General features: G+C 30.6%; 11 protein-coding genes. 10 read left to right on the top strand and 1 reads right to left on the bottom strand.

What is annotated here, in order from left to right; genetic code table 11:
• Genes L1S46_RS18375 through L1S46_RS18365 form a run of 3 tightly spaced genes read left to right on the top strand, consistent with a single transcriptional unit; the run spans position 1 to position 3,019 of the window.
• A complete protein-coding gene (locus L1S46_RS18375; protein WP_039771971.1) occupies positions 1 to 1,008 on the top strand; it encodes an iron ABC transporter permease in 1,008 nt (335 codons plus the stop codon).
• Entirely contained in the window at positions 1,009 to 1,797 is a 789-nt protein-coding gene (locus L1S46_RS18370; RefSeq protein WP_238900665.1) for an ABC transporter ATP-binding protein, read from the top strand.
• 1 nt (position 1,798) lies between these two features.
• The gene (locus L1S46_RS18365; RefSeq protein ID WP_238900664.1) at positions 1,799 to 3,019 is read left to right on the top strand and encodes an MFS transporter; all 1,221 of its coding nucleotides are present in this window, start codon (positions 1,799 to 1,801) and stop codon (positions 3,017 to 3,019) included.
• A gap of 323 nt (positions 3,020 to 3,342) precedes the next feature.
• Here the strand turns inward: L1S46_RS18365 and L1S46_RS18360 are convergent, their stop codons facing one another.
• Entirely contained in the window at positions 3,343 to 4,209 is an 867-nt protein-coding gene (locus L1S46_RS18360; RefSeq protein ID WP_023975879.1) for a LysR family transcriptional regulator, read from the bottom strand.
• Between the two features lie 140 nt (positions 4,210 to 4,349).
• Between L1S46_RS18360 and L1S46_RS18355 the strand changes: the two genes are divergently transcribed.
• The 7 genes from L1S46_RS18355 (at position 4,350) to dhaM (ending at position 14,187) form a co-directional block, all read left to right on the top strand.
• Positions 4,350 to 6,083, top strand: a complete 1,734-nt coding sequence (locus L1S46_RS18355) for an ABC transporter ATP-binding protein (protein WP_154861687.1) — start codon at positions 4,350 to 4,352, stop codon at positions 6,081 to 6,083.
• Complete coding sequence (locus tag L1S46_RS18350; protein WP_039771978.1) at positions 6,084 to 7,823, top strand: ABC transporter ATP-binding protein; 1,740 nt, start codon at positions 6,084 to 6,086, stop codon at positions 7,821 to 7,823.
• 143 nt (positions 7,824 to 7,966) lie between these two features.
• Positions 7,967 to 8,887, top strand: a complete 921-nt coding sequence (locus tag L1S46_RS18345; RefSeq protein WP_039771980.1) for a polysaccharide deacetylase family protein — start codon at positions 7,967 to 7,969, stop codon at positions 8,885 to 8,887.
• Positions 8,888 to 9,419: 532 nt separating this feature from the next.
• Positions 9,420 to 11,489, top strand: a complete 2,070-nt coding sequence (locus tag L1S46_RS18340; protein WP_238900663.1) for a sigma 54-interacting transcriptional regulator — start codon at positions 9,420 to 9,422, stop codon at positions 11,487 to 11,489.
• A gap of 478 nt (positions 11,490 to 11,967) precedes the next feature.
• Positions 11,968 to 12,966 (top strand): dihydroxyacetone kinase subunit DhaK, encoded by a 999-nt coding sequence (dhaK, locus tag L1S46_RS18335; RefSeq protein ID WP_039771984.1) that lies wholly within the window; start codon positions 11,968 to 11,970, stop codon positions 12,964 to 12,966.
• A 152-nt stretch (positions 12,967 to 13,118) separates the two neighbouring features.
• Positions 13,119 to 13,748: a dihydroxyacetone kinase subunit DhaL gene (gene dhaL, locus L1S46_RS18330; protein ID WP_012058375.1), complete on the top strand. Its 630-nt coding sequence runs from the start codon at positions 13,119 to 13,121 to the stop codon at positions 13,746 to 13,748.
• A gap of 49 nt (positions 13,749 to 13,797) precedes the next feature.
• The gene (gene dhaM / locus L1S46_RS18325; protein ID WP_238900662.1) at positions 13,798 to 14,187 is read left to right on the top strand and encodes a dihydroxyacetone kinase phosphoryl donor subunit DhaM; all 390 of its coding nucleotides are present in this window, start codon (positions 13,798 to 13,800) and stop codon (positions 14,185 to 14,187) included.
• Positions 14,188 to 14,551 lie beyond the last annotated feature (364 nt).

The following is a 14,551-nucleotide window of genomic DNA, read 5'->3' as shown; positions in this document are numbered from 1 at the left end:
ATGAAAAAGAAAAATTTTAAAATGACAGTTTTAATATTAGTAGCCTTGCTGTTTATATCTTTAATATTATATTTGAGCTGGGGAACTTATAAAATAGGACCTTTAGATATTATAAATACGCTCCTTGGAGGGGGAACAAAACTACAGAAAGCAGCACTTTTAAACACCAGGATTCCAAGACTTTTAGTTGGAATTTCAGTAGGAATAGCCCTATCTACAGCTGGAGCACTCCTTCAGACAATAACAAAAAATGAATTAGCTGATTCAGGGATAATAGGTATTAATGCTGGAGCAGCAGTGGCAGCTGTTATTTTTATTTCTTTAAAAACTGAGGATTACTATAGTGAACTTGGTGCTTTATCTATTTATGTGCTGCCTCTTATGGCGATTTTAGGTGCAGGAATTTCAGCAATTATACTTTACCTTTTATCAAGCAAAGATAGAGTAAGGCCAAAGAGACTGCTTCTTATAGGACTTGGAATAAATGCAGGTTTAAGTGCTTTTATAACTTTTTTCACTTTTAGAGGAGGGGCTGGTGATTATAACAGAGTGCTAATCTGGACATCTGGAAGTCTCTGGGGTTCAGGTTGGGATTATGCAAAAATAATAATTCCATTAGTTATTATAATGTTTACTCTAGTAATCATGAATTATAAGAAATTAGATGTTCTTAATTTATCAGATGAACATGGAGTTTGCCTTGGATTAAATTTAAATAAGGAGAGAAAAAAATTCTTAACACTTGCGGTTATTCTTGCTGGAGCAGCTACAGCTTTTGCAGGTAATATTGGATTTATAGGCTTAATATGTCCTCATATAGCGAGAAGGTTAGTTGGACCTTATCATAAAAACTTTCTTGTAATATCTGCGATTATAAGTGCAGTAATAATTTTACTTGCAGATGCAGTTTCAAGAAATTTATTTTCTCCAATTGAAATACCCGTTGGAATTACAATATCAATTTTTGGAGTACCATATTTTATTTACTTAATGATGAAGGAGAATTAGATGGAAGCGATTAGTGTAAAAAATTTATCCGTAGCCTATGAAGATAATTTAATAATAGATAATATGAATCTTTCGATTCCTAAAGGAGAAATAAGTATAATCATAGGAGCCAATGGATGTGGAAAATCAACTCTGCTTAAAACTATAGGTAGAATAATAAAACCAAAGAACGGTGAAATTTTTGTAAATGAAAAGAGTATAAAAAAACAAAAGGAAAAAGAAATTGCTACTCAAGTTGCCTTCCTGCCTCAGGGGCCAACATGTCCAAGCGGAATTACTGTTAAAGAATTAGTTGCCTATGGAAGATTTCCACATCAAAAGATGATTGGAGGCCTAAATAGTCACGATAAAGAAATTATAGACTGGGCAATAGAAGAGACAGGTCTTAAAGAGTTTGCAGACAGGGAAATAGATAATCTATCTGGAGGCCAGAGGCAGAGAGCATGGATTGCAATGACCTTGGCTCAGGAAACAGATATAATCATGTTAGATGAGCCTACAACTTATTTAGATATGTCTTACCAGCTTGAAGTATTAGAGGTATTAGAGAGATTAAATAAAAAGAATAATATCACTGTTGTAATAGTTCTTCATGAATTAAATAATGCCTGCAGATTTGCAAGTAATATCATTGGACTAAAGCAGGGGAAAATCATATGCAAGGGTATTCCTAGGGAAGTAATAACACAAGAAAACTTAAGAAAAATCTACGGAATAGATGTTAAATTACAATTAAGTGAAAATGGTGAGTATCCAATCTGCGTAGAATATGAACTTATGAGAGGATAACATGAGAAATAAGAACTTTATTATAATTGTTATTGGTCAGATAATATCTCTATTTGGAAATGCAATTCAGAGATTTTGTATGTCTTTATACATTTTAAATTTAACAGGAAGTGCTGGAGTTTTTTCAACCATATTAGCAATATCAACTATTCCATATGTTTTATTTGCACCAATTGCAGGCTTCCTTGCGGATACAGTAAACAGGAAAAAAATAATGGTTTATCTTGATTTTGTAAGTAGTGTATTAATGGGCGCCTATGGAATAATACTTATGAGTGGAAGAGATAATACCATAATAGTAGGTATTGTAATGTTTATGTTAAGTGTTATTTATACTTTATACAGTCCAGCCGTTACAGCCTCTATTCCTCAAATTATAGAAAAGGAAAAATTATCTTCAGCTAATGGAATAATTCAGCAGGTTGGATATGTAGTTAATTTGCTTGGACCAGTACTTGGAGGGATTTTATATAGTTTTATTGGAATAAAGCTGGTTGTAATAATAAATGCTATAAGCTTTTTAATATGCGCAATCTTAGAGTTATTTTTAAATATTCCTGATTTGGAAATAAGGGAGAAATTTAAAAATCCTATCTTAAAATCAATAAAGGAAATGAAAAAGAGTTTTATATATTTAAAGGAAAGAAAGACAATCGTCTTAGGAATCATAGTTTCTTATGCTCTGACTAATATTTTTGTGGTGCCGATTTTAAGTGTTGTGACTCCATATTTTATTAATATACAAATGAGTCTGCCTTCCAGTATGTATGGTTTTATAGAAGCTATATTTGTTGCAGGCATGATAATAGGAGGCATGGCAATAACCTTTAGGCCTAAATTATTTAGTGTGAAAAAATTACATAAGACCATGTATCCTATGGTAATTGCTCTAATAATTATGGGAATAGCTGTATACTTAAATGCTGAAAATAAATTCTTTATTTTAGGGCTTTATTCATTTGGAGGTTTTGGAATAATGTTATCTTTGGCTTTATCTAATATTATATCTTTAAACTATATTCAACAGGAAGTAAGGGGAGATATGCTTGGAAAGGTCAGTGCTTTTTCTACAGCAGTAGCTACAGTAAGCGTGCCCCCTGGACAACTGATTTTTGGACAATTAATAGATTTTAATTTTAGCCTTTTTAGCATCGTTATTCTGACTACTATTTCTAGCGTTGGAGTAGTGTATTTTATAAAATGGAATGTAAGAAAAGCTTAAAAATAAATAACTAATCTTTAACGTATATTGATGTAAGTAAATTAAATTATAGAGTATAGTTAGAGAATATTTAACAATGATTGAGACGTTATAAATATTAATTAAAAGCTGGGGCGCTCTTATATAAGAAAGCCTCAGCTTTATTTATTTCATATTCTAATGAGATAATCAAGTAGACTAAAAAATTATATTGTGTGATTAGTAAAGTTACCACTGAATTATTGGGATAACTGATGAACTTTATAAAGCTGTTTTTGAATAATCAGCGAGTTTGCTGTTGTTTTAAACTTTTTTAAAAAGTAATCAAGTCCGATATTAAAAATTTACGTATTTTCGAACAGGTCTAAAAAATTCTTTCCAGATGATGAAAGGTACCCTGTTTTTGACCATATTATAGCTATCTGAGTTGTTAATATGTCACTATCAATTTCTTTGTAAATTATACTTGAAGAACCTATTAATTTTATTGCAGATTTTGGTACTATGGCGATTCCAAGTCCAGAATTCGCCCAAAGCAGGGAAGTTCGTGCATCATCATTTTTGCAAAATACAGTTGGCTGAAAATTAAAATCTTGGCATACTTTAAATATGAGACTTTCAAATCGTCTATAGAATATCAAGGGTTTATTATTTAATTCAGTAATGTTTATGATTTCACTATCAGTCCAGTTTAAGTCTTTTCTCATAGCTGCAACCATAGGCTCTTTTGGTAAAAAAATTGAGTTTATTCCCGAATTGTTAAATGGAGTTCTTACAATAGCAATTTCAATTATACCTTTATCCAATAACTCTAATAATTCATAGGTATTCCCTTCATGAATTTCAAAATTTATGAAAGGGTATTTTTCGTGGAATATATTTAACCTGCTATCTAAAAGTGACGCTCCAGATGAAGATACAGTGCCTATGGATAAGGTCCCGTGATTTCCTTGTTTAAAATCTTTTAATTCATTTTCAGTAGATTTTGTTAAAGATAATATCTGCTTAGCGCGCTTATAAAGTATAACTCCAGCATCGGTAAGTTTTATATTTCGACTTCCTCGTTCAACCAGTTTAACGCCGAGTTCATCTTCTAAATTTTTCAACTGATAGCTTAAAGGGGGTTGAGCCATATGAAGTCTTTTGGCAGCATTTGTTATTTGGCCTTCTTCTGCAATTGCATAAAAATATTTTAATTGTTTAATATCCATTTTTTATCCACCTTCTGATATACAAAAAATATATGGCATCGATACATATTATGTATTTTTTATATAGATATGTTTTTGTTATAATGATAAAGGAAATTTTGAGAATGTTCAATAAGACATTACAGATAGGGGGATAAATCTTGAAATATTTATTAAAATTCGTAAAACCGTATAAAAGGCAAGTCACATTAGGTCCTATATTTAAGTTGCTTGAGGCTGTCTTTGAAATATCAATACCAACAATAATGATATTTATAACAGATAAGGGAATAGGAACAAAAAACATAAACTATATATTTGAAATAGGGTTAATAATGCTTTCTATGGCAATTTTAGGTGTGTTATCATCTTTTACATGTCAGTATTTTGCATCTATTGCTTCACAAGGGTTTGGGACGGCTCTTAGAAATGAGATGTTCAAAAAGATAGGAACTTTTTCATATAATGAGATTGATGATTTTGGGACGCCATCTCTTATTAATCGTGTTACAAATGATGTGAATCAGCTTCAACTTGGCCTTGCAATGCTTATAAGACTTGCTATAAGGGTACCGTTTCTTTGCATTGGTGGAATTATAATGGCTATGTATCTTGACGTGAAATTGTCGCTTATAATGTATTTATCAATTCCATTCTTTGCTTTTGCAATATATCTTATTATGAATAAATCTCTTCCTCTATATAAGGTGGTTCAAAGAAAACTTGATAAGTTGTCGCTTATTTTAAGAGAAAATTTATCTGGAGTAAGAGTTATAAGAGCATTTTCAAGAGTAGAAGGTGAAAAAGTAAGATTTAGAGAATCGAATGAGGAACTTGCAAGCACTGCAATTAAGGTAGGAAAAATATCTGCTCTTATGAATCCAGTTACAAGTGTAATAATGAATTTTGCACTTATGGCAGTAATTTGGTTTGGCGGAATAAGAGTAAATGTAGGTGGAATGACAACAGGACAGGTTATAGCTTATATAAATTATATAAACATGGTATTATCGGCGCTCATAGTACTTGCTAGCCTTATAGTTACTTTTACTAAAGCAGCAGCTAGTTCAGCTCGTGTAAATGAGGTACTTAGAACAGAACCAAGTATTAAGTACAGTGGAAATTCTGAGTTTAGTAAAAATATTAATAAAGATATTCCAATAATTAAATTTGATAATGTATCTTTTTCTTATAAAGGATCTAAGGAAGATGCAATAAGTAATATTTCTTTTGAAATAAAAAGAGGACAAATGGTTGGGATAATAGGTGGTACAGGTTCAGGAAAAACTACGTTAGTTAATTTAATACCTAGACTATATGATGCAAGCAAAGGAAATGTTTTGCTAAATGGAATTAATGTTAAAGATTATTATAAAAAAGAAATTGATAACAATATAGGACTAGTTCCTCAAAAAGCCGTTTTATTTACCGGAACTGTATCAGAAAATATAAGATGGGGCTCTCAAAATGCAAGCATGGGTGAAGTTAAGAAGGCAGCTGAAATTGGAATGGCAGCAGATTTTATAGAAAAAATGCCTGAAAAATATGACACATATATATCCCAAGGCGGAGTTAATTTCTCTGGTGGTCAAAAGCAAAGACTTACTATAGCAAGAGCCTTAGTAAAGAAACCTGAAATATTAATAATGGATGACAGCTTAAGTGCTCTTGATTATGCTACAGATGCTGCACTTAGAAAAGCTCTTAAAGAAAATTCCAGTGATACAACTGTAATTATGGTAACTCAAAGAATAAGCACTGTAAAGGATGCTGATTTAATAATTGTATTAGATGACGGAAAACTTGCGGGAGTTGGAAACCATGAACAATTGCTTAAAGAGTCCGAGGTTTATAGAGAAATATGTAGCTCTCAAATTACAAAGGAGGCTATGTAAATGAAAAAAAGTACATTTTCTAGATTAATTAGTTATGTTTCAAAATATAAAGGATATATGTTTGCATCTCTGATATTTGCGCTAATAAGTAATATACTTATAGCATTTATGCCGTTAATAGTGGGAAGGTCTATTGATCATATAGTTGCTAAAGGTGAAGTTGATTTTGATGGATTAATTAAGACAATTATAATACTAGGAGTAATATATGTAATAAGTGCACTATTTACGTGGCTATTTACTATAGTGGCTAATATTGTAGCATATAACACAGTAAAAGATCTTAGAAATGAAGCCTTAAATAAGATAAGCTCTCTGCCTTTAAAATACTTTGATAAAAATCCTCATGGAGATATTATAAGCAGACTTACAAATGATATGGATAATGTTTCAGATGGGTTATTTCAAGGAATAACACAATTTTATCCAGGAATCATAACTATAATAAGTTCAATTGTTTTGATGGTAAGTTTAAGTTTTAAATTAACGTTGGTTATAGTTTTAATGACACCTTTTTGTTTTCTTATTGCTTCTTTCATTACAAAGAGATCAAATAAAATGTTTAAAGAGCAGCAAAAGACTTTAGGTGAATTAAATGGTTATATAGAAGAAATCGTGGGAAGCCAAAAAGTAGTAAGACTTTTTGGATATGAAGAAAGAGCACAAGAGAACTTTTCGGGAATTAATTCAAGGCTTTACAAGTGCGGACAGCTTGCACAGTTTTATTCATCGCTTACTAATCCAGCCACAAGATTTGTAAATAATATTACATATATTTTAGTTGGCCTTGTTGGAGGAATACTTTCGGTTTTAAGCGGGTTAAGTGTTGGTGTTATTTCGAGTTTCTTAACCTATTCAACACAGTTTTCGCAACCAATAAACAATATTACTAGTGTAGCTACTCAGCTTCAAGCAGCTCTTGCATCTTGTGAAAGAATATTTTCTATTATAGATGAGGAGCCAGAAAAAGCAGATTCTAAAGAAGCTGAAAATATAGAGAGCTGTGATGGAAATGTTGAGTTTGATAATGTATCATTTTCTTATAATAAGAAAGTTCCACTTATAGAAAATTTCAGCGTTAATATAAAAAAAGGAAGCACAATAGCTATTGTAGGACCAACTGGTGCTGGCAAAACCACTATAGTTAACTTACTTATGAGGTTCTATGATTTAGAGAAAGGTAGGATTACTATAGATGGTAAGAGTATAAATGACCTTACAAGAAATAATCTTAGAAGGCAATTTGGTATGGTGCTTCAAGATACATGGCTATTTGAAGGAACCATAAGGCAAAATATTGCTTATGGTAAACCAAATGCTACTTTAGAAGAAGTTGAAAATGCAGCTAAAGCTGCCTTTATTCATAGTTTTATAAAAAGACTTCCTGATGGTTACAATACGATTATAACTGAATCTGGAGGAAATCTTTCTGAAGGTCAAAAGCAGCTTTTGACTATAGCCAGAGTAATGCTAATTGATCCGCCAATGCTCATATTAGATGAAGCAACAAGTAATGTAGATACAAGAACTGAGCTAAAAATACAAAATGCATTTCTTTCAATGATGAAAGGACGTACAAGCTTTGTTATAGCTCATAGACTTTCTACTATCCGTGATGCAGATATAATCCTTGTTATGAAGAATGGTAAAATTGCTGAAAGAGGGAATCATGAGGAACTTGTAAATAAAGGTGGAATTTATACAGAACTTTATAACAGTCAGTTTAAGCATCAGCTGTAAAAAGATGTTTATATATTTAAAAAAATTTATATGTTAGTATAAATTGTATAGGTAATATCATATTTAATAATATAGCTTTTTTATCATGAGTCTCTTAAGGCTATAGAGGATCATAAATTTTTAAATGTATAAGAGGTAGAAAAATGAAACGTAATAATAGTAATAGCACTAAAAATATTAAGAGAGCGAGAATTACTATATTAATTGTTGCAGTTGCATTACTTGTAATTATAGGAAGCATAGTAGCAGTACAGAAATTTTCAGCAGGCAGTAAGACGGTACAAGCTGCTAGCAACACGGGAGAAAGTATTAATGATGATAAAGAAAATAGCGATTCAGTTAATAAGGAAAGCAATGGCAACGTAGAAGATGTTGCATATTTAGAAAAGTATATTGAGCAGCAAGAGAAGAACCAAAAGCCTGATGGAGCTGATGGTAAAAAAGTTGCTTACTTAACTTTCGATGATGGCCCATCGACAACAGTTACCCCTCAAATTTTAGATATCCTTAAATCTGAAGATGTACATGCAACATTTTTCCTTATAGGAAAGTATGTTGATAAAGATGATGCAAGCAAGAACCTAGTAAAGAGGGAAGTAGCAGAAGGTAATGCAATAGGCATACATTCATATTCACATGACTATGGTTACTTATTTCCAAAGGGTAAAATAAACTTGGAGAATTGTATGTCTGATTTTGATAAAACAGATAAAGCTTTAAAAAACGTTTTAGGCGAAGATTTTTCAACACGATCAATTAGGTTTCCAGGTGGACAAGAAACATGGAGTAAAAAGGATCCTCAAGGAGCAGAAAAAGTGGACAAAGCCCTACATGAGAAGGATTGGCATCAAATTGATTGGAATGCATTATCAGGAGATGCAGAAGGTACTCATAAAAAGAATGCAGATGAACTAACTCAGGAAGCTATAAAAAGTATTGGTAATAGAGAAAAGGCACTGATTTTAATGCATGATACTTATGGAAAAGAAGAAACAGCGAAGGCTTTACCAAGAATAATAGAATATTTAAAACAGCAAGGCTATGAATTTAAAATAATAGAATAATTAATTATTATCTCCCTCTTATTTATAAAATAAGGGGGAGACTTTTTGTTCTCTAGGACTTTATGTTCAGATTAAACATGTGGACATTGTACCACTTGAGAGTATAAGTTATGGAAACACTGATTCAGAAAGTTAAGGTTCATTAAGCCAATCGAAAATTAAAAATATGAATGATTTTTATCACTTATATTTTTAATTTTAAGTTATAGTATTATTTAAAGTGCATTATTTAAAGTGTATTGTATAAATAGCCAATGAATTAAGAGATTGGGTGGCAAAATTTAGCTTTCATTTATACCTGCGTTAGTATAATATGTAAATTGATAAAATGAAATTTATACAATTGAGTTAAAGGTTATTGAAAATGTAAAATTGTATTTTAAAATAATATATATATTATTTTGCAAAACTAATTCTTCATCATAATTCTAAAAATATTGCAAGAATTTTAGCCGTAATTGTGAATTGTGAAATGTGCATTGTGAATTGCAACATATATATGTTAAAGAACTAAGATTAGGAGTGAAGAATTTTGATACTTAGCAAAGAAGTGGTTATAAGGCACAGTAAAGGATTGCATGCAAGAGTCTTGGCTATGGTTGTTCATAAGGTAAGCGAACTTGAAAAGAGACATGATTTAAAGTTTTTTATAATTTATAAAGATAAAAAGAAAATTTTAGCTACAAGTCTTATGCCACTGGTTTTATTGAAGGTAAAGCAGAATGAGAAAATTATAGTAGAAGTTCATGGAGAAGATCCAAAAGAACCGCTAGATGAATTATGCGATTTTCTACAAAGTGATTTTGATTTAGAAGATAAAAGTACTATTAATCAAGTTGATAACATAATAAATAATAATACTATAACGTTGGAGCATGTATTTAGTAATATACCTAATGGAATTATTGCTACAGATGAGAAAGATATAATTTCAATATTCAATGAGGAAGCAGAAAGATTATTAGGGATATCTTCTGGTGATGCTATTGGTAAAAAAGTATATGAAATAATAGAATTCACAAATCTTCATGAAATAAATAGAACTGGCAAATCAGAGCTAATGGTAAAAGAAATAATAAATAATAGAATATTACTTATAAATAGAACTCCAATAATAATAGACAAGAAACCTAAAGGTGCATTAGCAGTATTTAATGATATTTCAAAATTAGAAAAAGTTAAAGATGAACTAAAAACGGTGAAAGATTTAAAAGAGCGGCTACAACTTATATTAGAAACAGTACAAGATGGTATATGTGTTATAAATTCAGATGGATATATAACATACGTAAATAAGGCGTATCTTAGAATTTTGAACGAAAAAGAAGAGGATATATTAAATAAAAATATTAGAGATGTATCTCCAGAGGGGGCAAGAATTAGAGTACTTAAAACAGGAGAAAGTATCATAGGGGCTATAAGTTATAAGGAAAATGGTGTAATAATAGTTTCAAATGTAAACCCTATAGTAATTGACGGAGAAATAACAGGCGTTGTGTCTATAGTTAAAAATGTAACAGAAGTTCAAAAGCTCTCAGAAAAATTAACTCAGGTCTCCGCAAAAGCTGATTATTTAGAAGAAGAGCTTATGAGAACTAAGAAACCTGATTCTGCCTTTTCGAAGTACATAGGTCATAGTGGTAAGATATTAGATGCACTAGCTACAACATTAAAAGCAGCAAAAACAGATACGACAGTATTAATAAGAGGAGAAAGTGGGACAGGAAAAGAATTAATTGCAGAAGGAATACATTTTTCAAGTAAGAATTCCAAAGGACCTTTTATTAGAGTAAATTGTGCAGCAATACCTCAAAACTTATTAGAAAGCGAACTTTTTGGATATGAAAAAGGAGCTTTTACAGGAGCTATAAAAAGAAAATTAGGTAAATTTGAATTAGCTCAAAATGGTACTATACTTCTAGATGAAATAGGAGAAATGGATAAGAGTATGCAGGCTAAAGTTTTAAGAGTAATTCAAGAAAAAGAATTTCAAAGAATTGGTGGAGAAGAAACTATAAAAATAAATGTTAGAATAATTGCTGCGACTCACAGAAATTTAGAAGAAATGGTAAAGTCAATGGAATTTAGAGAAGATTTATATTATAGGTTAAATGTAATTCCAATATTTTTGCCGCCTTTAAGAGAAAGAAAGCAAGATATAGCGCCTTTATTAGAACACTTTATAGATAAAATAGGTAAAAGGATAAATAAAAGAATAACTGTAGTAACAAATGATGCAATGGAATCTCTATTAGAATACAAATGGCCAGGAAATATAAGGGAGTTAGAGAATCTGGTAGAGAGAATAATGGCTTTAAATGAAACAGAAGTAATAGAATTAAGTGATCTTCCAGCTTATATGAGAAAAGATATAAATACAGTTAAAAATGCAATCAAAAGTAAAAATAATAATGAAATAGACATGCTTATTGAAACAGATGAAATATTACCGCTAAAGGAATATGAAAAAATTATAATAGAAAAAGCACTTAAGAAATATGGAAGTTATAATGCTGCGGGAAAAGCATTAGGACTTACTCATAAAACAGTAGCCGCGAAGGCAAGACAATATGGAATAGAGAAAAAGGTAACTTGGGAATAAAAAATAGCAAGTTGGTAAAAAGTATCATGATAAAAAAGAACAGCTTGATACTTTTTACCAAGAGATATACTATTTATATTACAATTTTTTGTAAATGTTTACTTGCACTTTAGGCTAGAAGGCTCGAAAATACACACTTTTAAGTATATTTAATTAGTAATTGAAATTGTGGCATGAGTATTGCTCTATATAAAAGTACAAATATAAATAAAAACAAATCAAAATTATTTACATATATTCTAAAAAATTTAATTCATGAAAGTTATATTATATTACTTAGGTAATAAAGGTTAATAATTTTATAATGAATGAATTATATTATTTAGGACTTATATATATTGCAAAAATAATTCTTCATCATAATTCTAAGAATATTAAAAGAATTTTAACTGTAATTGTGAATTGCAACATATGTATACAAATTAGATATAAATAATTTTAATCATAAAGAATATTTAAATATGGGAGGAAGAATTTTATGAAAAAAATAATTAATGATGCAAATCTAGTGCTTGAGGATATGTTGAAAGGAATGGTAGCTGCACATCCGGAATATATAAAAAAATTAGAAAATGCAGATGTTTTAGTAAGAGTAGATTCACCAATAGATGGAAAGGTTGCTTTAGTAAGTGGTGGAGGAAGTGGACATGAGCCAGCTCATGGAGGATATGTAGGAAAAGGAATGCTTGATGCAGCAGTAGCAGGAGCAGTGTTTACATCACCTACACCAGATCAAGTATATGAAGCAATAAAAGCTGTAGACTCAGGTAAAGGAGTTTTACTTGTAATTAAAAATTATACTGGGGATGTTATGAACTTTGAAATGGCAAAAGATATGGCTGAAATGGAAGGGATTAATGTAAAAGCTGTTGTAGTAAACGATGATGTTGCAGTTGAAAATAGTACTTATACAGCAGGACGAAGAGGGATTGCAGGAACAATATTTATACACAAAATAGCAGGCGCTAAAGCTGAAACAGGAGCTAGTCTTGAAGAAGTTACAAGAGTTGCAGAGAAAGTAATATCAAATGTTAGAAGTATGGGAATGGCTATTTCATCTTGTATTGTACCAGCTGCTGGTAAACCAAATTTCACATTAGGAGAAAATGAGATGGAAATTGGTATGGGAATTCATGGAGAACCAGGAACTCATAGAGAGGAAATAAAAACAGCAGATGAAATTACAGAACATTTAATGAGCAAAATTCTGGAAGATATCAAATTGAGTAGTGGAGAAGAAGTAGCAGTCATGGTAAATGGCTTATCATCAACACCACTTATGGAGTTATATATAGTAAATAAAAAGGTAAATGAAATATTGGAGGAAAAAGGGGTTAAAATTCATAAAACATTTGTAGGTGAATTTATGACATCTCTTGAAATGGCTGGATTTTCAATAACAGTATTAAAACTTGATAGTGAATTAAAAGAATTATTAGATGCACCAGCAAACACACCAGCATTTAAAGTAATATAAAGCAAAGATTTTTAGGTAGAGTTTTTGAGATTAGATGAATTTAGTAGAGCATATCTAAGAGTGTGACGGATTCTGCTACCAAAGAATTATAATTTAGATGAAGCTTTAATATATAAGCATCATCTAAATTAGGCTATATAGGAGGAATAGAAATGAGTATTCAAGGAAAAAAAGTAATTGAAATATTAGAAAAAATAAGTGAAAAGATAGATGAAAATAAAGCATATTTATCGGAGCTAGACGCTGCAATTGGAGATGGAGACCATGGACTTAATATGAGTAAGGGATTTAAGGCTGTAGTAGAAAAGATAAAAGACGATGATGGAAATGATATTGGAGGTATATTAAAGAAGTCAGGAATGGCATTAGTATCTAATGTTGGTGGAGCTTCAGGACCACTATATGGAACAGCTTTTATGAAGGCAGCTGTAAGTGTTAATGGAAAATCGGAAATTGATATTAATGATTTCGCAAAGATGCTAGATGAGGCTCTTAAAGGTATAAAAATGAGAGGTAAAGGTCAAGCTGATGATAAAACTATGATAGATGCTATAGAGCCAGCATTAAAATCAATAAAAGAAGGTATAGATAGCGGGCTTGAAGCTAAGGAAATTTTAAAAGCAGCAAAAGAAGCTGCTTATAAAGGTGTAGAGCATACAAAAGAAATTATAGCTAAAAAGGGAAGAGCAAGTTATCTTGGAGAAAGAAGTTTAGGGCACCAAGATGCTGGGGCTACATCTTCTGCAATAATATTAGAAACAATATATGAAGCTTTAAATTAGTAGTTTTTATTTTGAGTTACATCAAAATAGTCGTTGAAGGAGAATATATATGGTAGGAATAGTGATAATATCGCATAGTAAAAATATAGCAGATGGTGTAAAGGAATTAGCAAGTCAAATGGCACCTCATGTAGCTATAGGTGTGGCTGGAGGAACAGCAGATGGAAGAGTTGGCACTGGTATGGAGAAAATATCAGCTGCAATAGAAGATGTTTATTCAGAAGATGGAGTAATTATTATTTTCGATTTAGGCAGTGCCTTTATGAATGCAGAAATGGCAATAGAATTTCTAGATGAAAATATGAAGGAAAAAATAAAGATAGTAGATTGCCCAATAGTTGAGGGAGCTGTGACAGCAGCAGTTGAAAGTAGTATAGGTAAAAATATTGAAGAAATTGAAGAAGCATTAAAACCTATGAATTTAGGGAAAATGCCTTGAAATAATAAAATAGTTATCTGAAGAATAATATTTTAATAGTATTTATATAGATCAAGAAGATAAATTTCTATAATATAAATAGAAATTTATCTTCTTAATTTTTTACAAAGTATATATATTTCAATTCACAATTGCGGATAAAATTCTTGAAATTTTTTTAGAGTTATGATGAAGGATTATTTTTGTAATATATATCATTTTTCGTGATAAGACATTAGTGACATCATCATTAATAACTACAATAAAGCATATTATAAATGAAAGCTAAAAGTTATTATTCTTGCTTGGGAAATCTATATATAGATATCCAAACTTAGAAATACACTTATGCATAGCATAGCTATTTTTACACAAACTAGTACTA

This window comes from Clostridium sp. YIM B02500 (assembly GCF_022324665.1).
Classification (GTDB): Bacteria; Bacillota; Clostridia; order Clostridiales; family Clostridiaceae; genus Clostridium; species Clostridium beijerinckii.
Note: the sequence above shows the minus strand (reverse complement) of the source record. Positions and strands in the feature narration are given on the sequence as shown.

Coding starts and splice junctions, on each gene's coding strand:
- L1S46_RS18375 (WP_039771971.1), top strand. CDS start 1: ATGAAAAAGAAAAATTTTAAAATGACAGTTTTAATATTAGTAGCCTTG.
- L1S46_RS18370 (WP_238900665.1), top strand. CDS start 1,009: ATGGAAGCGATTAGTGTAAAAAATTTATCCGTAGCCTATGAAGATAAT.
- L1S46_RS18365 (WP_238900664.1), top strand. CDS start 1,799: ATGAGAAATAAGAACTTTATTATAATTGTTATTGGTCAGATAATATCT.
- L1S46_RS18360 (WP_023975879.1), bottom strand. CDS start 4,209: ATGGATATTAAACAATTAAAATATTTTTATGCAATTGCAGAAGAAGGC.
- L1S46_RS18350 (WP_039771978.1), top strand. CDS start 6,084: ATGAAAAAAAGTACATTTTCTAGATTAATTAGTTATGTTTCAAAATAT.
- L1S46_RS18345 (WP_039771980.1), top strand. CDS start 7,967: ATGAAACGTAATAATAGTAATAGCACTAAAAATATTAAGAGAGCGAGA.
- dhaK (WP_039771984.1), top strand. CDS start 11,968: ATGAAAAAAATAATTAATGATGCAAATCTAGTGCTTGAGGATATGTTG.
- dhaL (WP_012058375.1), top strand. CDS start 13,119: ATGAGTATTCAAGGAAAAAAAGTAATTGAAATATTAGAAAAAATAAGT.
- dhaM (WP_238900662.1), top strand. CDS start 13,798: ATGGTAGGAATAGTGATAATATCGCATAGTAAAAATATAGCAGATGGT.